The sequence below is a fragment of the Nitrospirales bacterium genome, assembly GCA_031315865.1.
GTDB lineage: Bacteria > Nitrospirota > Nitrospiria > Nitrospirales > UBA8639 > JAGQKC01.
The window spans coordinates 3,583,277-3,603,898 of the sequence record JALDRJ010000002.1 but is presented as its reverse complement, the minus strand read 5'-3'; the positions used below and the strand labels follow the sequence as shown (position 1 = coordinate 3,603,898).

The following is a 20,622-nucleotide window of genomic DNA, read 5'->3' as shown; positions in this document are numbered from 1 at the left end:
CCTTTTCAGTCTTCGGGCATGTCGATGAGGTATCGTATGGGTTGCTTGGCCAGCAAGGTGCCTTGGGAAACGGCGGAGGGCGGAAGGTCACATTGGAGTCGTTTCAGAAGATGGCGAATGTTCATGGCGTCGGGTACGTCACAGACCCAAATATGTCTTCCGGTCTCCAATTCGTCATAATGTCTGCGAACGTGAAAGTCAGGCTGTTCCATATAATACGCTGAAAGAAATCCGGTGATGCCTTGAACGACCCATGGGTGTTCTTGCGAATACCGGTAGCTAAGGCAAATTTCGACTAGGCTACTTTCTTCATGAGATGAAGAGGGTCCGAGTGAAGAAGTCACTTGGGTTTTTCTTCAAATCGCAGGGCGGCGGAATTAATACAATAGCGCTGTCCGGTAGGCTGTGGGCCATCCTCAAACACATGTCCTAAGTGTGCATCACAGGCGGCACACGTCACTTCCGTTCTCCGCATTCCATGACTTTCATCGGGTTCTGACTCAATGGCTTCTTCTTGTATGGGTTGGGAAAAACTGGGCCACCCGGTCCCGGAATCAAATTTATGATCCGAGCGAAACAGTGGTTTGCCGCAACAGACACATTGATATGTGCCATTTCCTTTATGATCGTAATATTGGCCTGTGAAAGCCCGTTCAGTCCCGCGTTGCCTCGTGACCGTATATTGTTCCGGAGTTAAGCTCTGTTTCCATTCTTCGTCGCTTTTGTGGATTTTTTCGTTCATAAGATCCCCTAGTGTGTATGATTGTGGGTGTGAGAAGGATTGCTAAAATATCACTCATCATATCAGATTCAGACATACGATAGACATTATCTTCCGTGACGAAGGGAGGCGGTGTTGCTCAACAAACCTTGAAAAGGTTGTCATTCCTTAAGGGATTCGACTAGATTACCCTCAGATGTCTCCGACTCGTTATACCGCACATCTCGAATCGATTCGTGATCTTGCCCCGACCGTCCGTGAAGTCACCCTTCGGCTCGCAGGCTGGAGCCGTGGCCAGTTCCGATTCTCCCCAGGACAGTCGATGGCTATAGAAATTCCCGGCGTACACGACCGAGACACGGTACTGCGGTATTTTTCTCTTGCGTCATCTCATCAGAAGCCGGAATCTGTCACGTTCCTTCTCAGTTTGTCGGAAGAAGGCATTGGCGCGTCCTATCTCAGCCAGCAGGACATAGGCGCTGAGGTGAATTTGCATGGACCTCATGGGACGTTTCTTCTTCGACCTGATGAAGGACGGGATCTTTTGTTCGTGGCGACAGGCACGGGGGTTGCACCTTTTCGATCCATGCTCCATGCCATGAAGGACAGTCCTCCCGCAAAGTCAGTTCGATTGATATGGGGGCTTCGGAGTGAAGAAGACTTGTATTATCAGGAGGATTTTCATGAGCTGGCAGACCGATACCCATGGTTTACATTTGAGACAACCCTGACACGTTTCAACTCGAATTGGCAGGGCCAGACGGGTCGGGTGACTAAGCTGGTTACCAGTTTGCCGTCCGTGGAAAACTTAGCGGTCTATGTCTGTGGTCATCAAAGCATGGTGAATGAGGTGACGGAAATCCTCAGTCGCAAAGGGCCGTGTCCTGTATATCAAGAAGAATTCTAAGGCATCAGAACTCAGATTGCCGATCTTTCATGAACCGATCTTTGCAGGACATCTCTCTTTGTCACATTGGCCCGTATCCGTGCTCTGAGATATATTCGCGGGTAGCGAGGTCCTGTTGAAACATCTTCGTATCTATATAAGGTATATGAATTGACGAATTTTGAAAAACGACTGCTCAAGGGGCTGGAGACCCATGCTCACCCACGAGACCTTGGGCTTTATATTCATGTCCCATTCTGCCGTACGCGTTGTCATTTTTGTTCTTTTTATGTCACCCCCTATCATGAACGTCGAATCCAGGAGTTTGTGTCGGCATTAGTGACAGAGCTCACCTGCTATGGGCAAAGAGCATTATTCCATCGTTGTCCCATTTCTACCGTCTATTTTGGCGGAGGAACGCCTTCCGTTTTGAAAAATCAACAACTGATGGAAATCCTATATGTTCTTGGAGAAGCGTTCAGTCTGGACTCTCAAGTCGAAATAACCATCGAGATGGATCCGAGCACCGTCAATGAGACGAGTTTGCAATCTGCCTTGTCGATGGGAGTGAATCGACTCAGTTTTGGAGTGCAAACATTTGAGGGGGAAGAGTGGAGTCTGTTGGGGCGGTCGGGAGGCATGAATGCCATTTCTCATGCGACGTGGTTAGCAACGCAAATTGGTTTTTCGAACGTGAGCTTAGATCTCATGTATGGACTGCCGAAGCAAACGTTGACATCCTGGCAACAGTCATTAAGACAAGCCATTGAACTTCGACCTCAGCATATTTCCTGTTATGCGTTGACGCTAGAGGAAGGCACGAGATTTCATCGAGATACTCAGGCGGGAAACTTGCCAGCTACAGAACCAGTGTTGGAAATGGTCATGCAGGATCTGGCGATCTCATACCTTGGAGCTGAGGGATATCAGCATTACGAAGTCTCTAATTTTGCCTGGCCCGGCATGGAATGTCGGCATAATCTTCGGTATTGGTCAGGAAAAGACTATCTTGGAGCCGGACCAAGTGCCCAATCGTATGTGTCTGGCATGCGGTTCGGTAACGTAGCGGATCTTGCGGCGTATGGAAACATGTTAAACCGTCAAGAATTGCCCATTGAATCTTTGGATGTCTTGTCACAGGAAGAACGTGCACGAGAACGCGTCATTTTTGGATTACGAATGACGCAAGGCGTTCCCAGCGATGATATTGTGCCGATTTGCGAAGGGCAATGGCAGTCCTCTATCGAAAGGATGATTGACGGGGGGTTGCTCGTCTGGGAAAACAATCGACTGAAGACGACGGAAATGGGAAGTCGCCAACTGGATAGTATCGCGGTTCAGTTGTTATGAGTTTTTTATGCTGAATGTAACATATGGAGGAAAGTATCTTGCGTTAAATTTGATTTGCCTAAAAATCAGGCAACTTGGTCGTTCATGCGACCTATCGGTGCTCACGAGATTTATTCACAGGATTATAAAGAGTTTTCCCACAGATTTTGTGGATAGTCAAACACGTGACACTCATCTGGAAAAATAGGTGATATTTGGCGGGTGTTTTTGTATGAGTTTTAAAAAAGTCTTTATTATTAGTGTCTTGAAACGATTCTGTTGAATACATGTACCCTCGAAGATTTGACGTTCAAAAATATGAAAACTCAGTCATGGCATGATTGCTCTGAAAAAGCAAGAGGTTATGAACAGGATAGGCATGTAGCTTGGAGAAAACCTTGCATGCTTGAAGGGCATTGAATGCGTACGATGGGTATCGGAATATTCCTAACGATGAATAGGAGTCTTCATTATCAGAGGTCCGGTGATGCAGAGGACTGGTCAGAGGATTGGCTTCACGATAAAAGTCGCCAAATTTGACCGATGGACCAGACGACGGCAAAGAGAAGTCCTGTGAGTGTCATAACGATGATGGTCATCAATGTTCCGACGTAAATCCAATCCATGGCGGTAGATGCTGGAGGGGGAACTTGACTGTAACGTTGAATGAGTTCGGCGTTACGGACATTACTCTTAAACCAGAATGAGAAAAGGTCTCCAATTCCTGGGATCGCGCCGATGACCATATTAAGAAAAATGTTCAGTGACATACGAAAAATCACGATTCGAGGCACTCCAGATCGAGTGGCCAAAAAGAGTAAGGACGTTCCGATAAGATTGGCCAGATAGTCGCCGATTCCAGGAATCAGACCAAGTAAAGGGTCAAGTCCGATGCGAATCTTGGTTCCAGGTATGGTAAAGGCCGAGTCGAGAAGAGTCGCAATCATCTTGGCCAGATCACTGGAGGGACGGCCGCATGGGGATGGGTTGGACTTTTGTGATGAGTGAGGGATTGGCATGTCACCTGAAATTTTTCGATCGGATCATTTGATGCCTTGCTACCCTATCTGAAGTCAGTTGATCGCGTAAATATCGCGAATCCACATACGTGCCAATCGATACAGACGACACACCCCGTGCGGTGCGACATTGAACCAGACGGAAGGTACTATCCGCTTGAATGCCTTGACACACATGGATATTTCTCTCACGTCTTGAAAAGCCCAGGCGTGCAAGGGAGCGCTGTATCGTTTCGGCATCACTGAAACGGCTATCTCTACTCGGGAGGAAACGTGGCGTGAATGACCAGAGGCCGATTCGCCTCTCAAAAAGTCGATTTTTATCGGGTCTGCAATGCGCGAAACGCTTGTACCTTGAGGTACATTTTCCTGAATTGGCTGATGACATCGACCCTGAACGACAAGCCATCATGGATATGGGCACAGAAATCGGGCATCTTGCCCGTGATCGATTTCCTCAAGGAATTCTCGTGAAGGAAACGTATCGACAAACGAATGCGGCGTTGCGGCGAACGGAGGAGCTCGTACATGATCCAACGACCACCACGATATTTGAAGGGGCTTTTGAATCGCAGGGAACCCTGGTGCGGGTTGATATCTTGGATCGGGAAGAAGGCTCAGCATGGAAACTGATAGAAGTGAAATCAACGGCGAAGGTAAAGCCGGTTCACATGCATGATCTGGCCGTCCAGGCTGAAGTTCTTAGAGGCGCCGGGATCATGTTGACCGGGACCGCGTTAATGCACGTGAATACGCGGTATGTGTATGAAGGTGGAGACTTGGATTTAAATGAATTGTTTCTCATTGCTGATATGACCGAAGCCGTAGAGCAACGACGCAAGACCGTTGGCGGGCAATTGGGCACCATGCGACAGATGCTACTAGAGCCTTCTCCTCCGGCCATCGCTCCAGATGGGCATTGTCATTCACCATACGTATGTCCGTTCTGGGGACATTGTACCAAGGGAAAACCTTCGCGGTGGATCTATGGTCTTCCGGGGGGGAAGCAGACATTTCACGAACTGCAATCCAAGGGAATCGAGACGATTGACGAAATTCCCGAGACGGTTCAATTGACGGTCCTCCAACAACGCATGAAAGACAATGTCGAGTGGATGTCTGATGAATTTCCACAGATCTTACGTTCGGTCCAGTACCCCGTGCATCACCTGGATTTTGAGATGTTTATGCCGGCCATTCCCCCATATCCCGGAACGCGGCCTTACCGGCCTATTCCCATTCAGTGGTCCAATCATATCGAAGAGCAGGATGGAACGGTTAGACATGAAACATACCTCTGCCGCGATGCCAAGGATCCACGTGAAGAGATTGCCATGAGCGTGGTGAAATCGGTCGGCGAGGTTGGCACGATTTGCGTGTATTCCGAGAACGAGCGGCATGTGTTGTTATCCCTGGCCGAAACGTGTCCTGCACTCAAAGAGGCCCTTCACACGATAGTCGATCGTCTTTGGGACCTTTTATGGATTCTGCAGGAACATTATTATCATCCGGATTTTCAGGGGTCGTTATCCATCAAATCGGTCTTGCCGGCTTTGGTTCCGCACATGGCGTACGATGATCTCGATGTTCAGAATGGGGCGATGGCGTCAGTTGTGTATCGCAAAATGGTCTTTGAGGAGCAGGATTTATTCGAACGTTCCCGTATGGCCGATAATCTCATCCGGTATTGCGCGAGGGATACGTTAGGAATGTTAGAGTTGCGGCGAGTACTGTTAAAAAAGACTGCGGGAGTGGATAGCGCTTTCTTCTAGCGTAGGCTTAGCGTTTCTTTCCGAACTTCTCAAGCGTCTTTTTGATAGTTTGGAGGATAGGGGAGTGGAATCGACCGAGGTGGCACTCCGTTGACCCCTTGCAAGTGGCCTGATAGAATTGATTTCGACCCTACCGTTGATTCTAACCGACTCAATAAATTTCCATTTTTGAAATGGGTTGTTACATTGGGTGACGTGGTCACCCCCAAATGTATGGCGATAGTTCGAGAAATCGGGCTCCCCTGTTGTGAGTGGTGGGGCCTGTCCTTTCAGCTTAGGTGCCGAGGTTACCGGTGATGATACGTATTCTGGTCTTGCATGGACCCAATTTGAATTTGCTCGGAACTCGAGAGCAAAGGACGTATGGGACTCAAACGCTGAATGAAGTCAACATGTCAATCGGGCAATTGGCAAGACGCGAAGGGGTGCATGTCGACGCGCGACAGTCGAATCATGAAGGCGAATTAGTGACTTGGATTCAAGACACACAGGGGCAGTACCAGGGATTAGTGATCAATCCTGCCGCGTATACTCACACCAGTATCGCGATCCGAGATGCGATTGCGGCAGTCGAGGTGCCGACGGTCGAAGTACATCTCTCCAATATTCATCGCCGTGAGGCGTTTCGCAAACGATCACTGATTGCGCCAGTGGCCCTTGGCCAAATTTCAGGTTTAGGAGTGGCAAGTTATCTGCTTGGAGTCCAAGCGATGATTGACTATGTGCGACAAAGAAACACAGAAAAAACGCGGAATGTGACCCCCTTAGACAGAGGAGTGATGAGATCGTGATATCTACGTCAGACTTTAGAAATGGCGTTCGACTGGAAATTGACGGGGTTCCCTATTATATCGTGGAATTTCAACATGTGAAGCCTGGAAAAGGTGGAGCCTTTGTTCGAACGAAGCTCAAAGCGTATCGAACGGGAAGTGTAATTGACCGAACATTTCGTTCAGGAGAAAAATTCCAAGAGCCCAATCTTGATGAACGGGAAATGCAATTTTTATACAGTGGGGGAGAGGACTATACGTTCATGGATACGTCAAGCTATGAACAGTTCACCTATCAAAAAAGCCAACTCGGAGAGAATACTGATCTCTTAAAAGAAAACACGAACGTCAATATTCTCCTCTACCACGACGAACCGATTTCAGTTGAGTTGCCGATCTTTATGGAACTCAAGGTCGTCGAAACCGATCCAGGGATACGAGGCGATACGGCCTCAGGCGGAACCAAGCCCGCCGTGGTCGAAACTGGTGCGGTCGTCAAGGTTCCGCTTTATCTCGAAAATGGCGAAACGATCAAGGTTGATACTCGAACAAGAGAATACGTTGAACGTGTCCGATAACAGGTTGACTGGTCTTCTCCCCCTGTACCGACTCATGTATGCCTCGTTCCTGTTGAGGGGGGCACATTGCAAAAGGATGGCTTCGTTGTCTTATGAGTGAGACGCAACGAGAGGAGCTTGAATCGTTGGTGTATCTGCTCAATCAGCATCAACTGACTGAAGTAGAGGTTGAAAAAAACGGCGTACGGATTCGTATCAGGCGGGATCCAGCCCCATTGTCTCTTCCCGCAGCCGATCAGCCCAGTGAAACTCGTGAAGGGAACGCCCCTGAACCGTCAATGCCTGCTCATCTTGCCGACCAAGGCAAGTTTGTGACGGTGACGTCTCCGATCGTTGGCACGTTCTATCGTTCACCGTCACCAGATGCCGATCCATATGTGGAGGAAGGGGACTTTGTCAAAAAAGGACAAGTTCTTTGTATTGTCGAAGCGATGAAGTTGATGAATGAAATTGAAGCGGAATCAGACGGTAGAATTATGAAGGTGTTGGTTGAAAGTACGATGCCTGTCGAGTATGGACAAGCTTTGTTTCTTATCGATCCCGTTGCGGTGTCTTAACTCCATTCCTGAGAATGGTTCCTCTGTCGTGAATGTCGAATGAAGATGACGAGGAACAGCCCTGACGTATCTTTTTGCTCTTGCCAAGACTGAGTGGTCCATAGGCAGGAATCTCACCCATGTCAAAACCCTCTTCATTGAAAACGCCAAAGAGGGGCTCTGTAGAGGTTTTCTGATGATGTGTAGGGTTTTAAAATTCTCAATAGTCCTTAAACGAAGAGGAGTCGGTTTACACATTACTCCATTGGTCACACGAGAACGGTTTAGATGCGGGTCTCGTTCATGAAGCCGTTGAAAGATCGGAGGATGAGACAGAGTGATGAGATGAACCAACGGGTAATATGCTTCGTGCTGGCACATACGGAAATGTGGCTTGAAATACCCGAGGCATACGGCACAGCCCGTTAAATTGATTGGAATATGGATAGTGTTTAAAAAAATTCTCGTCGCGAATCGTGGGGAAATTGCGCTTCGGATTATCCGGGCCTGCCGGGAGCTAGGCATTCGATCGGTTATCGTGTATGCCGATGTGGATGCCGGGTCGCTCCCCGTACGACAAGCGGATGAACATATTTGTATCGGACCGGCTGATGGGGCATTGAGCTATCGAAATATCCCTAATGTGTTGAGTGCAGCGGAAGTCACCGGAGTCGACGCCATTCATCCAGGCTATGGGTTTCTCGCAGAAAATGCCCACTTCGCTGAAGTCTGCGAGTCGATCGGCCTAAAATTTATCGGACCAACATCTGAACACATCGCCTTATTGGGAGATAAGTCCAAGGCTCGTCAACAGCTCAGCCGGGAGGGAATTCCGGTGCTCCCCGGAAGTGATGGCGAGATTGGTCCTGATCAAGATTGCCAGAAAATTGCCGCAAAGATCGGGTTTCCCGTGATTGTCAAAGCCTCTTCCGGTGGAGGGGGACGGGGGATGCGTGTCGTGACAAAGGCGGAGGATTTGCTCGTGGCAGTCCAGGCAGCTCAAAGAGAAGCCGAATCCTCATTTGGTCATGGCGGCGTGTACTTGGAGCGGTTTTTCCAAGATCCTCGTCATATTGAGATTCAGGTCTTGGCCGATCAGTACGGTCGTGTTGTGCATCTCGGCGAACGAGACTGTTCCGTCCAGCGGCGGTATCAAAAACTTATCGAAGAATCTCCATCTCCTGGCATGAATGAGCAATTGCGTCAGAGGATGGGAAAAGTGGCGATCCAGGTCATGAAGTCTGTCAATTACCAAAATGCCGGGACCGTTGAATTCTTACTCGATCGTGATGGCCAGTTTTATTTTATGGAGGTCAATACACGCATTCAGGTGGAACATCCTGTGACGGAAATGGTGACGGGCATTGATTTAATCAAAGAGCAGATTCGAATCGCTGCGGGGCAACGACTTTCATTTAGTCAACGAGATATACGGTTGACCGGGCATGCGATCGAATGTCGAGTGAATGCCGAATGTCCCGATCGGTTTACTCCAAGTCCTGGCATCGTGACCAGGTATCATCCTCCAGGCGGACCTGGTATCCGGGTGGATTCCTCCATGGAGTCGTCCGGGGTTGTCCTCCCTTATTATGACTCTCTGGTCGCAAAGCTCATTGGCTATGGACGTGATCGGGAGGAAGCTCTGGCAAGAACTCGACGGGCGCTTGATGAGTTCACCATTGAAGGGGTTCAAACAACCATTCCTCTACATCGACGCGTGCTCGATCATCCGGACTTTCAAAAGGGACAGGTGTCAACGAGGTTCTTGGATCGCGTGATGACGCCACGTCCAGTCTCATAGGTATCCATTCCCATGTCTCCTTCTTCCTCATGCCGCTCCCACCTGAGTGGAGTCTATCTGATTTTAGATGAATCTTTGACATGCCGGTATACGTTGAGTGACGTGTTGAAGCAGGCTGGAGAAGCTGGAGTCCGATTGGTCCAGTATAGGAACAAGCAAGGCAATATGCGGGAGATGTATAAGCGGGCCAGCATGTTTCGGGAACAGGCGGGTCAATTAGGCATGCAGTTTATCGTAAACGATCGCTGTGATCTTGCCCAGGCGGTCGACGCGGATGGGGTGCATGTCGGGCAGTCGGATCTTCCTGTATCCATGGTGCGACAGCTGATGGGGGAAGACTGTTTGCTCGGCGTCTCGACGCATCGATTAGAGGAAGTTCACGCCGCGATTGCTGAAGGGGCTGATTATCTGGGTTTTGGCCCCATCTATTCAACGAATACGAAAGCCAACTTGGAACCGCTCGTGGGTGTTCAAGGGTTGCAAGCTGTGCGAAACATGACGACGCTTCCGATTTTTGCCATTGGGGGAATCACGGCCGAAACAGTGCCAACCCTGATTGCCGCGGGGGCCGATGGCGTGGCTGTCGCATCGGCTATTCTTGGGGCTACACAGATTCAGTCAGCCCTGGCAGGGTTTATGTCAGCCTTTGCATAAGCAGGTCGGCCAGGTTTTTGATTGCATCCTGGTGTTGCAGTCGGTTGATGCCTTCCTCCCAGTCCCGATTGAATGCCTCGACATACCGTAATGGACCCAACACGGGGGGCTTGCTCAAGGTTCGAGCGAGATCAATCGTGGAGGCCATCTGTAGGTTCTGAATGTCCTGATTCGTTGACGCTTCACATTGGATCAAAATGATCGCCAAAACTTGAATGTGGACATTTTCCAAGGCTTCAAGCGTCAACAGGAGATGATTGACGCCTCCTAGCGTGGCATGACCGACGACGAGGCAGGGCAAGTCCAGGAGCTGGATAAGGTCCCGTACAGTCTCCTGTTTAGTAAGCGGAACCATGAGCCCACCCACGCCCTCGACCAGAACCCATTCAAACTGGTCCTGCAGCCTTCGATAATGAGTTTGAATCGAGAACAGGTCAATGGTTTTTCCTCTTCGATGAGCGGCCGCAAGAGGAGCGATTGGATCGGGAAAGCGATACGGACAAACGGAATCAAGTGATTGACCAGATCGGCTAGCCTGTCTCAATCGATAGGCATCGGATGATGGAGGCTCATCTTGACTGCTTCCAGTTTCAATTGGCTTCATCACGCCAATGTCGCATCCCCGTTCTTGCATATATCGCGCAAGTGCAGCGGTTATCACGGTTTTGCCGACTCCGGTACCTGTTCCTGTGATGAAGAGGCCATTTCTCACTGTGTATTCTCTGAGGGGAAAAACGGTTGTCTTGAGTATCTATTACCAGATCACATTAATGACTTGTGTAAGAGTCATTCAACTCGACTGTCCATGTTCCAGACTTGCCCCGAGATCCCTTCCATGGCCGCTAATTGATAAACAGCTGCGGCGACGTCTGTGATCGCTGGTCGAGTTGTAAGAACATGACTCCCCAATGTGTCGGCACGTGAGAGGGCTTTACCCGATAACGGAGAACGATGCCAGCCTGGAAATATTGTATTCACTCGGATATTCCAAGGAGCCCACTCTTTGGCGACACTCTTCATCAGACCGATGAGTCCAGCTTTCGAGGAAGCATACGCAGACTGTCCTGTCCTTCCTTGTGCGCCTGACAGTGATCCGACAAGAACAATTGTTCCAAATTGTTGCTCCTCGAAGATTGGGGCCACGGCATGTAGCAACCGGAAGCACCCGGTTAAGTTCGTGGTTAATTGAGCAGCCCATGATTCAGGAGTGGTCTGAGCTAGCAGGCGGCTGTGCGCAATCCCGATGGCCCAAATCAACGCGTCAAGTCGTTGTTGCTCTTCAATACATTGAGCAACCATCCTTTGAATTTGTACTGGGTCCTGAATGTTCGCTTGATAGATGGTCGCAGTTCCGCCGGAAGCATGGATGTCTTGTGATATTTCTTTGGCTGAATCCTGGTTCGTCCAATACTGAATGCCAACATGCCAACGATGTTGTCCAAAGTGTTGAGCAATCGCTTTGCCGATGACTCCCGACCCTCCCGCCACTAACGCGCATGGAGGGTTGAATTTTGTTGAAGTGCTCATACAAATCGCATTCCGGCTGAAAAGCAAGTCTCGGCATGCCAAGATGTTGATTGACTCTAGAGGCTTGGCAATTAGAGCATGAGCCGTATGAAAAACGAAAGAGAGGTGCCCAGTCGCAATCCGTCAAGACTATGGCTTTCTTTCATGCATAAAACGGGATGTCCAAAAAGTTAAAGGACGGAGGCATCCAATGTGGCTTAGGGGAGTAATGGATGAGGTCGATTGTATGTGCTCGAACTCATTTCTTGCTGAGTGCGGAAGTCTATGATATTGTGCCCTAGGAAATTTATCATAGACAAAGGAGGGTGTTTTGGTCTTTAGAATGGTCAATGTTATGTGCGTGAGTCTATGCCTCGGCTTGGCCTGTTCCGGTGTTCTTGGCATTCCAATCGATAGTCTTGCGAGTTCTCCAGGTATCGTCGTATCCAACATTGAAGAATATTTTCCTGACCAGAAGGGAAATGAGTGGACCTATCGAGGGCGGTTTATTGATGGCACGATGGTGCAGATTGCAGAGAAGTCCTTCACGAATGTGTCTACAGTAATAGGAACAGAAATGAAAGATGGGGTGGAATTGACGGTCTTTCACGATACCAATCCCGGCGATCAAGGACCATCGGACAGTTACTATCGTCGTGATGCTGCTGGTATTCGCTATTTTGGGTCGAAGCCTGGGACCACCCTTGAAAAACAATTGGTTCCTTATCAGATTATTCGATTTCCGCTGACAATCCCGAATTCCTTTCAGCAGCTGAATCGCAAAGGGCTCAATCTAGGCCTGGATTTGGATCGTGATGGACAAACGGAGAAAGTTGATGTGCAAGCCACGGTGTCTGTGGAAGGACAAGAAACTGTGACCGTTCCACTTGGTACGTACGCCGAGGCCATTCGTGTGGTGGCTCACATGACCATGAATGTCCATTTATCTGGGCTAGACACTGTGGTACATGGAACCGATACGATGACGGCCTGGTTTGGGCGGGGCATAGGCCTGCTAAAGTATGAAGAACGTCAAACCATCCCGTCATTACGGTCTGAGAATGATCGACTGATCGAGGTGATTGAGGAACTGGAACAATCGACGCTTCAAGAGCCAACGATCTTAGGAAGCCGGAGCGAATCCGCGACGAAGCGTGTTCTCACTAATCACGCGTTCGACCAGAAACTGCCGTAAGTACTGTTCTCCCCCTGCCTTCATGCCAATTCCTGATAGGCGATGCCCACCGAATGGCTGGCGTCCGACCAATGCCCCAGTTGATGGCCTATTGATGTAGAAATTCCCAACATCAAAATTTTGGCACGCTTCTTCGATGTTGCGGGGGCTTCGAGAGTAAATTGCCCCGGTGAGGGCAAAACATGAATCATTGGCGAGTTTCAGTGCATGATTGAAATCCGTTGCCTTCATGATCGCCATGACTGGGCCGAAAATTTCTTCTTGCGCCAGACGATGGTGCGGTTTGATGTCGGTGAAAATAACTGGGCCTTGAAAAAACCCGGGTCCTTCCATCTTTCGATCCAGCGCACATACGCCTTCGCCCTTGCCGATTTCAACGTAGTGACGAACGCGGGCAAGCGCCCGTGCGTCGATCAGCGGCCCCATGCGCTGGTGACTGTGTTCTGGGGGACCGACCGGCACACTCTGTGCGGCTTGCAGTAAACGTTGAAGGAACACATCATGGATTGACTCGATGACGATGACGCGTGAGCAAGCTGAACACTTCTGTCCCTGATATCCAGTGGCGCTCGTCAATACTCCTGTGACTGCTTGATCGAGATCTGCCGTTTCATCGACGATGATCGCGTTTTTTCCGCCCATTTCGGCGATCACATGTTTGACATGATGTTGTTTGGGCTGGACATAGGCGGCTTCGGAGATAATCTCGAGGCCCACGTCTTTCGATCCCGTGAAGACGACCAGGTGTACGTGAGGATGACGGACTAGCGTCTGTCCTACCGTCGGTCCACCCGGGAGGAAGTAGAGGGCAGACTCTGGAATTCCAGCTTCACGAAAGAGCCGATAAAGTTGATAGCCGACCATCGTCGACCGTTCGGATGGTTTAAAGAGTGTGATGTTTCCGGTGACCAGCGCGGCAGAAAGCATTCCAGTCGGAATGGCCAGTGAGAAATTCCAGGGAGCGATGATGGCGGCAAGTCCTCTGGAACTGTATCGAAGTTGGTTGGCTTCTCCAGGTTCAGATCGCAGTGAAGCGGTTTGAGAAATGTGGTGCATCTGCCGCCCGTAAAATTCAAGGAAGTCTATCGCTTCAGCCACATCGGCATCAGCTTCGCGCCACGGCTTCCCGGTTTCCAGGATTTCCCAGGCGATGAGTTCTGATCGCCGTTCTCTCATCAACGAAGCCGCTTTGAACATCATCTGAATTCGCAGTGCCTGGGAGGTACGGCGCCAGGATGGCAGGGAAGATCTGGCCGCCTCGATTGTCGCGTTGATGTCCTGGACTGTGACGCTCGGGAATGTGGCGATGATCTCATCCGGTGCACTGGGGTTGACCGTGACGAGGTCAGGTCCTGATCCAGTGCGGCCCGTCGGAAGAGGAAACGTATGCGTCTCGCCCAATTGCTGACGTATACGATGGACGGCCTGTTCAATGGGTTGACGAGAGCCGGGTTGAGAGAAATCCAGGAGGGGTTCGTTTTGAAATGTCGGAGGGTCGGTATCTGCTGATATCGTTTGTGATATAGAGGAAGATATCAGCAGTCCATTCTGTTCACCGTGAACGAGTGGCGGAGATAGCAATTGGTCGAGCGAGCTGTCTTGTTCATGCAGCTTATGAATGAATCCTTCATTGGAAGAATTTTCCAATAACCGCCTAACCAAGTAAGCCATGCCTGGGATCAACTCTCCGACGGGAGTATAAATACGCATGCGGTGTCCCGAGCCGATCACAGCTTCCTGTAAGCCATGCGTCATGCCGTACAGCATCTGGAATTCATAGACTTCTTTCGGGAGATTGAGAAAGTCGGCCAATGCTTGAGTGTGCGACAGCGTGCGCAAATTGTGCGTGCCGAAAGCCGGTCGGATGACATCAAGATTTTGTAGGAGCGTATGCGTCAGTCTTTCGTAATTTTGGTCGGTTTCGGCTTTATTCACGAAGACAGGAATTGGCCAGCCTCGCTGCTGATACTGCACAGTTTCTGAATCCCAATAGGCTCCTTTCACCAGGCGAATGCCAATAGGAGCTCCCCGTTTTTTTGCCCACATCACGAGTTGATCTAAACTCTGCTCAGTATCTTTGAGGTAGGCCTGAAGTGCGATGGACGCATGCGGGTAGGACGAATAGGCCTCCTCGGACAGTATGCGGGTAAAGATGTTGATCGTCAGATCTCTGAGCTCAACTTGTTCCATATCAAACGTGATGCCAGCGGGAAGCGAATGGGCCAGGTCAAGGATGGGGCGTAGTCGAGACGCGACCGCTGAAAAACTTCCATCTGGGTCAATCGGGTCCAGTTGTGAGTAGAGTGCTGAAATTTTTATGGATAGCTGAACTTGAGGAATCGGTCCCAGGTGGTCATGTTCCAGAATCGAACGTTCTTCCCAGCATTGTGTGGCCTGTGCAAGGTAGCGCAAGGTATGAAGACAGCGTTCCTGGTAGTCATCGGCTTCGTCTTCACTTACTGTGGCCTCTCCGAGTAAGTCGACAGAGAATCCGCTGCCAGACCGCCAGAGTTTATGGAGTGTGGCAAGCGCCTGCTCGACCGAATTCCCGGCCATAAAGGTTTTGGCCGTTCTGAGAAATTGTCGTCTGAGCAGGGATGTTCCAACGCGCGCACGAACGGACCCTGCCGGAGTCTCTTTCAGAACCCAACGGACGGCGGAAGGAAGAGTCGGGAGATCCTGAAAATACTCTTTGAAAACCAGAAAAAATTGTTCGTCAGTCCGCAGTGCCGGCAGCACATCGATAAAGCGGAATAATTGTACCTTGAGTTGCTCATCTCTGGTTCCCCAGTCGAGCAAAAGGTCGATTAAGCGGCGGTGGTTAAATAGATCTAATGTATGCCGTGATCTCGCGTTGAGAGAGTGACCGATGCGTTGAACGGATGGTTCGAGTACATCCGGGGATACCATGATGATTCTTGCCCCCTTTCCTTTTCATTATACTGCACTTTTTCGAGAAGAGGAGGCCTTGGATGAATCAGCTCTCAGACTGAACTTAGGTGGGGGCTATTTTTTGCATGAAGACAGGCGTTTTCCCGTAATGCTTCCATAGGGACCGAACGTGTTTTGGAACGTCCCTTCTAGTCGTCCATCATTGTTGCTCAATAACAGGCTATCTTCCTGGAAGCCCTGGGGGAATTTCCACAGCAAGTAGACTGTGTTTCCGTGAATTTGCACGTCTGTTGGTTGAGGTTGGGAGGCGGGAAAATCCTTGGATTCTCCCAAATACATGATGAGTTTATGGTCGCCATGATTTTGATGATTGTGAACAGTCCATTGCCATTTTCCGCATATGCGCGCTTTCGCTCGTGTTAGGGTGTCCGACTCTTGATCATTGTGTATGGATGTCAGTGTTTGCTCGGCAGATAGAAGAGATTCCGCCTCCGCACGAATAGCGAGGCTGAGAAGATAGGCTCTAAAGATCGGCCACAGTCGTGTCTGGCTATAATAATGGGCGTAATTGAGCGGGGATACTCGATGGTCTTGTAGCTCTGATGGCCCGCCGTCAAGATGGCTTTGAGATGCCGGTGCATCCCAATATTCAGTAAGACGTTCAGATATCTTCTCTAATTCTCCCTGTTCCATAAGATGGACCCATGAGTCCTGCGAACCGGTCAGCATGGGGTAACGATGGTCTATGAACGTTGCGAAGGCCTCAAAATCGTCAGGACGATTCGTGAGTGTCAAGCCATTTTTAAAATAGGCCTGAAGGTGTGAATGGAAGGTCATCATGTCGCTGACTGATGGAGGAAGGGATGAATGGGAACGCATCCATTCGATTGTTTCTGCATGTTCATCAAGGTACGTCAGATTGTTGAGGTCATGGTGTTGCACGTAAGTTTGAATCGTTCTCGCCACCGTTGTCGCCAGAAGATTTCTTGTCAGAGAGATGATCTTCTGCTGGGTCTTGGGAAAGAGTTGGGAGGATGTTTGAGGATTATATCGGGTGCGATGGTCTGTGGATTGCCGAGATAACCCCAAGGATTGCCGGTAGAATCGAATAGCCTGCTGATCTGATGTAATGGATAGGAGTTTTTGCTCGACTTCTTTACTGAGAGCTATATGATCAGGGGGTGAGGCTGAGGCAAGGGAAGAAAAAAACACAAAAATTCCGACCCAAAATCCTATGAAAAAGGTTTGCTCCCATAGTTTATACATCGACATCTATAAACTTAGGCAGGATTGTGTCTCTGTCTCAGCATTTCAAAAACATTAGACACTAGTCAAATTGCCCTATTCTGGTACAATTGTACCAAAAAGGACATTCATGAATTTAGGAAGGCCTCAATATTCCGTTAAGAAATTCGACGGTCTTGGTGATGGCTTGTTGAGCGGCTTCTGGTCGGTAGGTCGTGGGATTTAATTGATTACAAAACCCTATTGGGGCATCTGGGTAGGTAAGAACATCAATGGTTTTCCCTGCCTCTTTGGCTTGATTCTGAAGCTGATGCATCATCTCCAGAGAAGAAGACCCATTTAGATCCACTGCATGACACAACAACGGACAGTGGAGGTCCTTGGCGAGTTGCGCACTATTGTCAGGCAAGGGACCATAGAATGACACTGCGGCTTTCAGCCGACGACGACGAGCCGCAAATTGAAAGGCCAGTCCACCGCCCATCCCGAACCCAATGACGGCATGCATGTTTCGCTTCATATTATCGAGTAACGAATCTTCGGGAATATTGGTGTTTAAATATTCGCAACAAGCGTTGATATCTTGCAGGGCAAGAGGTTCCTCAAGACGGTTCATAAGGGCTTCGGCCACTTCGTCGTTGGCCGTAATCATTCCCCCCTGGCGACCATAGAGGTTGGGGGCTAGGACGATATAGCCTTCACAAGCTAATTGTTGCGCGAGCGTTTGAATATGCACAGTGAGTCCCCAACGGTCATGAAGCAGGACAATGGCGGGAAACAGCCCTTTGGCTTGAGGAGTATATTGGGTCCCTTCAACTTGCGATTCTTTAGGAATACGGGTGGCCACGTAGGGATCCACCATGTGATCCTTGTGGGTAGAGAAGATGCCGGTACTCGAAAACCGGACTCTTCCACATCCTATCTCGGCGGGTGTAAACGGGGCCGTTTGTTCTGGCATAAGGATGAAGACTTTCGTTAATAACCGTGTGTTTATGGCAAAAATTCAGGTTATCCTGTCACTGCAAGCATGACTAGACGGCTACTATATAAGCGGTTTTGCGGGGTTGTCAATGAAGTGAAAACGGCCGAACTTTCTCCTGTCATTCGCGCGATCGCTGCGGGAGAATTTGTTTCGATGAATGCAAGAGACTTCGGTTTTGAATATTATGCTAAAACTTATTGATTGAGGAGATGTACGTTATGACATGTAGACGAGCGGTTCCCTTATGGGCGATATGGCTTCCATTGCTGCTCTTGGTCCTTGGCAATTGTACGCAAATGACGGCTGAAGAAAAGAAAGCCATTCACTATAAGAGGGGAATGGCATATTTTGAGGATGAAAAATACGAAGAGGCCATCATTGAATTTAAGAATGTGGTTCAACTTGATCCCAAAGATGCCAAAGGCCACTACCAGCTGGCGTTGAGTCATCTCAAAGTTGGTGGAATACCTGATATGCAGCGTGCGTATGGGGAGCTCTCCAAGACGGTTGACCTGGATCCCAAGAATGATGATGCGCAATTGAAGCTCGGAGAATTGTACTTGCTCGGGCAGAAGCCGGCTGAGGCCAGAGAGCGGGCAGAAATCGTTCTGGCGTCCTCGCCTCAGGACCCCAAAGGGCATTTGTTACGGGGACGAAGTTTAATTAGTGAGAAAGAATACAACGAGGGTATCTCCGAATTGAAGAAGTCTATTGAGCTGGACCCTGACAACGTTCAAATCTATCTTGACTTGGCGAGGGCGTATGTCGGCTTGAAGGATTTTCCCTCCGCAGAGCACGCGCTTCAAGAGGCGTTGACCAAACATCCCGACTCGACGCAGCTCATGATGGCCATGGGCGATTTTTATGCGATTCAAAAGAAGCCGGCAGAGGCAGAGGCTCGCTACCGGAGAGCGATCGAGCTGGATCCTGACAATCAAGGTCTCTACGTCAAGCTCGCGCTCTTCTTTCAAGCGTATCAGAAATTTGATCAGGCTGAAGCGACGTACCAACAACTGGCGTCGCAAAAACCCACGAGTGAAAAACCATACTTGTTTTTGGGTGATTATTATACGTCCATGAATAAATTCGATCAGGCATTGTCGAGTTACCAGCGAGCCTTGGAGGTTACTCCTGACTCATTGGATGCGCGTGAACGACTCACGAATCACTATATCGACACGGGAGAATTTGCTAAAGCCAAAGAGCAAATTCGTCAGACATTGGACAAGGATAAACATGATTTAATGGGACGCGTGCACCAAGCGCGTATTCTGCTAGCTGAGGGAAAGCCTGATGATGCGGTGACGCTTTTGCAACATGTCGTGAATGACAAACCGGACTTCGCGCCAGCTCACGAATATCTCGGGGTTGCGTATGGGGCCAAAAAAGACCTCAACCAAGCGGTGACTGAATTGTTGGAAGCCGTGAAGTTGGCTCCGAACAGCGTCACAGCCCGAACGGCTCTTGCGGCAGTGCATTTGGCCGCCAGAGATTACGATCTCGCGATTGAAGACGCCAAAATTGGTATCCGACTGAACCCCCGGAACCTGAAAGCCGTTCGAATTCTTGGTGCGGCCTATCTTCAAAAGGGCGATGTTGACAAGGCCAAAAAGGTGTTTGAAATGATCGTGGCGCAAGTTCCGCTCGAATCATCAAGCCATTATCAACTAGGTCTTATCGCTGGAGCTGATAAGCGTTGGGACAAGGCTATCGAGCACTTTGAAGCTGCCCTCAGGGGAAGCCCTGACTTTTTGCAAGCCTTATCGCAACTTGCCAATGTACAACTCGCGAAAGGAGATGCCAAGGCTGCTCGTCAACGAGTGTTAACGCAGATCGAAACGTCGCCACAAAACCCACTGTTCTATAGTCTGCTAGGACAATTATGGATGCAGGCCAACGATGCCGATCAGGCCGAAGCGGCTTTCAAAAAAGCCATTGAGATCAACCCAGATATTCAAGCTTCCTACTTGCACTTAGCGGAATTGTACCGTGTGACCAAGCGAACAACTGAAGCGGTAAGAGAATATGAGCAACTGTTGGAACGGAACCCCAAGCTGGTGTCGGCCCATATGGTTTTAGGCATGATCGCTGAACAGCAACAAGAATACGAGAAAGCCCAGCAACATTATGAAGCGACGCTAAAGATCCAACCCAAGTTTGCCCCGGCAGCGAACAATCTGGCGTGGATCATGGCTGAGCACGGGGGGAATTTGGATGTTGCGCTGTCTCATGCGCAAACGGCTAGAGAGCAGCAGCCTGAAGAGCCGCATATCGCGGATACGCTCGGATGGATTTATTATAAGAAGGATGCGTATTTGAAATCCGTTTCTCTTCTGGGAGAAGCCGCTGAAAAGCTGCAAGATAACCCAGAAGTGCAATTTCACTATGGCATGGCACAGTTTAAAAAAGGCGATCGAGAGGGAGCCAAAAAGTCGTTAGAAGCGGCTCTGCAGTTGAGTGGTAATTTCCCTGGATCGGAGGAAGCCAAGTCAACATTAAAGAGTCTGTAAGCTTGGCTACCGCTTTTCCATGGGACAAGAGAGCGAGAAGCAAAACGGTTTTCTCAAATTCCTAAGAAGCCCTTGAGTAAGGGGAAAGAACATACGATTCTTGGCTATCCTACTGATTAGTTCTTGACTCTAGTCATGTTGAATGAGAAAAAAACACTAGGTGATACTGACAAACGGTGACTGTTTCTGTACAATCCCCAGGCTTGATAACCCTGGATAACTCTTT

18 protein-coding genes are annotated in these 20,622 nt (G+C 49.5%); 10 read left to right on the top strand and 8 right to left on the bottom strand.

From position 1 onward, the window contains the following. Window positions 1–5 precede the first annotated feature (5 nt). Together MRJ96_16375 and msrB are read right to left on the bottom strand one after the other, a co-directional pair. A complete protein-coding gene (locus tag MRJ96_16375; protein MDR4503020.1) occupies window positions 6–344 on the bottom strand; it encodes a hypothetical protein in 339 nt (112 codons plus the stop codon). Further along, the gene (gene msrB / locus MRJ96_16370; GenBank protein ID MDR4503019.1) at window positions 341–742 is read right to left on the bottom strand and encodes a peptide-methionine (R)-S-oxide reductase MsrB; all 402 of its coding nucleotides are present in this window, start codon (window positions 740–742) and stop codon (window positions 341–343) included. The genes MRJ96_16375 and msrB overlap by 4 nt, the downstream gene beginning before the upstream one ends. A gap of 175 nt (window positions 743–917) precedes the next feature. Here msrB and MRJ96_16365 point away from each other — a divergent pair, with 175 nt between their 5' ends. Continuing rightward, a complete protein-coding gene (locus MRJ96_16365; GenBank protein MDR4503018.1) occupies window positions 918–1,628 on the top strand; it encodes an FAD-binding oxidoreductase in 711 nt (236 codons plus the stop codon). 150 nt (window positions 1,629–1,778) lie between these two features. After that, the gene (gene hemW, locus MRJ96_16360) at window positions 1,779–2,957 is read left to right on the top strand and encodes a radical SAM family heme chaperone HemW (protein ID MDR4503017.1); all 1,179 of its coding nucleotides are present in this window, start codon (window positions 1,779–1,781) and stop codon (window positions 2,955–2,957) included. Window positions 2,958–3,451: 494 nt separating this feature from the next. Here hemW and MRJ96_16355 read toward each other — a convergent pair whose 3' ends face one another. Beyond that, the gene (locus MRJ96_16355; GenBank protein ID MDR4503016.1) at window positions 3,452–3,955 is read right to left on the bottom strand and encodes a DUF4112 domain-containing protein; all 504 of its coding nucleotides are present in this window, start codon (window positions 3,953–3,955) and stop codon (window positions 3,452–3,454) included. Window positions 3,956–4,233: 278 nt separating this feature from the next. On the opposite strand from MRJ96_16355, the gene MRJ96_16350 reads away from it, so the two are divergent. The 6 genes from MRJ96_16350 to thiE all read left to right on the top strand — a co-directional run bounded on the left by MRJ96_16350 (window position 4,234) and on the right by thiE (window position 10,066). Next, entirely contained in the window at window positions 4,234–5,727 is a 1,494-nt protein-coding gene (locus tag MRJ96_16350) for a DUF2779 domain-containing protein (GenBank protein MDR4503015.1), read from the top strand. A gap of 296 nt (window positions 5,728–6,023) precedes the next feature. Next, window positions 6,024–6,518 carry a type II 3-dehydroquinate dehydratase gene (gene aroQ, locus MRJ96_16345; protein ID MDR4503014.1) on the top strand — a complete coding sequence of 165 codons (495 nt, stop codon included), beginning with the start codon at window positions 6,024–6,026 and terminating at the stop codon, window positions 6,516–6,518. Then, window positions 6,515–7,075 (top strand): elongation factor P, encoded by a 561-nt coding sequence (gene efp, locus MRJ96_16340; protein MDR4503013.1) that lies wholly within the window; start codon window positions 6,515–6,517, stop codon window positions 7,073–7,075. The genes aroQ and efp overlap by 4 nt, the downstream gene beginning before the upstream one ends. Window positions 7,076–7,167: 92 nt before the next feature. Then, complete coding sequence (gene accB / locus MRJ96_16335; GenBank protein ID MDR4503012.1) at window positions 7,168–7,632, top strand: acetyl-CoA carboxylase biotin carboxyl carrier protein; 465 nt, start codon at window positions 7,168–7,170, stop codon at window positions 7,630–7,632. Window positions 7,633–8,059: 427 nt separating this feature from the next. Next, complete coding sequence (accC, locus tag MRJ96_16330) at window positions 8,060–9,412, top strand: acetyl-CoA carboxylase biotin carboxylase subunit (GenBank protein ID MDR4503011.1); 1,353 nt, start codon at window positions 8,060–8,062, stop codon at window positions 9,410–9,412. 12 nt (window positions 9,413–9,424) lie between these two features. Then, window positions 9,425–10,066 (top strand): thiamine phosphate synthase, encoded by a 642-nt coding sequence (gene thiE / locus MRJ96_16325; protein MDR4503010.1) that lies wholly within the window; start codon window positions 9,425–9,427, stop codon window positions 10,064–10,066. On the opposite strand, the gene bioD is transcribed toward thiE, so the two are convergent. Both bioD and MRJ96_16315 read right to left on the bottom strand, forming a co-directional pair. Further along, on the bottom strand, window positions 10,047–10,778 hold the full coding sequence (bioD, locus tag MRJ96_16320) for a dethiobiotin synthase (GenBank protein ID MDR4503009.1): 732 nt from the start codon (window positions 10,776–10,778) through the stop codon (window positions 10,047–10,049). The two genes, thiE and bioD, sit on opposite strands and share 20 nt — an antisense overlap. A gap of 74 nt (window positions 10,779–10,852) precedes the next feature. Continuing rightward, window positions 10,853–11,593, bottom strand: coding sequence for an SDR family oxidoreductase (locus MRJ96_16315; GenBank protein ID MDR4503008.1), 741 nt, complete (start codon window positions 11,591–11,593; stop codon window positions 10,853–10,855). 310 nt (window positions 11,594–11,903) lie between these two features. Here MRJ96_16315 and MRJ96_16310 point away from each other — a divergent pair, with 310 nt between their 5' ends. Next, window positions 11,904–12,767 (top strand): hypothetical protein, encoded by an 864-nt coding sequence (locus tag MRJ96_16310; GenBank protein ID MDR4503007.1) that lies wholly within the window; start codon window positions 11,904–11,906, stop codon window positions 12,765–12,767. Here the strand turns inward: MRJ96_16310 and MRJ96_16305 are convergent. From MRJ96_16305 to MRJ96_16295, 3 genes are all read right to left on the bottom strand, one after another. Then, window positions 12,696–15,677, bottom strand: a complete 2,982-nt coding sequence (locus tag MRJ96_16305) for a proline dehydrogenase family protein (protein MDR4503006.1) — start codon at window positions 15,675–15,677, stop codon at window positions 12,696–12,698. The genes MRJ96_16310 and MRJ96_16305 overlap by 72 nt on opposite strands. A gap of 96 nt (window positions 15,678–15,773) precedes the next feature. Further along, window positions 15,774–16,925, bottom strand: coding sequence for a hypothetical protein (locus MRJ96_16300; protein ID MDR4503005.1), 1,152 nt, complete (start codon window positions 16,923–16,925; stop codon window positions 15,774–15,776). Between the two features lie 115 nt (window positions 16,926–17,040). Then, window positions 17,041–17,862 carry a dienelactone hydrolase family protein gene (locus MRJ96_16295; GenBank protein ID MDR4503004.1) on the bottom strand — a complete coding sequence of 274 codons (822 nt, stop codon included), beginning with the start codon at window positions 17,860–17,862 and terminating at the stop codon, window positions 17,041–17,043. A 242-nt stretch (window positions 17,863–18,104) separates the two neighbouring features. Between MRJ96_16295 and MRJ96_16290 the strand changes: the two genes are divergently transcribed. Then, complete coding sequence (locus tag MRJ96_16290; GenBank protein ID MDR4503003.1) at window positions 18,105–20,396, top strand: tetratricopeptide repeat protein; 2,292 nt, start codon at window positions 18,105–18,107, stop codon at window positions 20,394–20,396. The last annotated feature ends 226 nt before the right edge of the window (window positions 20,397–20,622 follow it).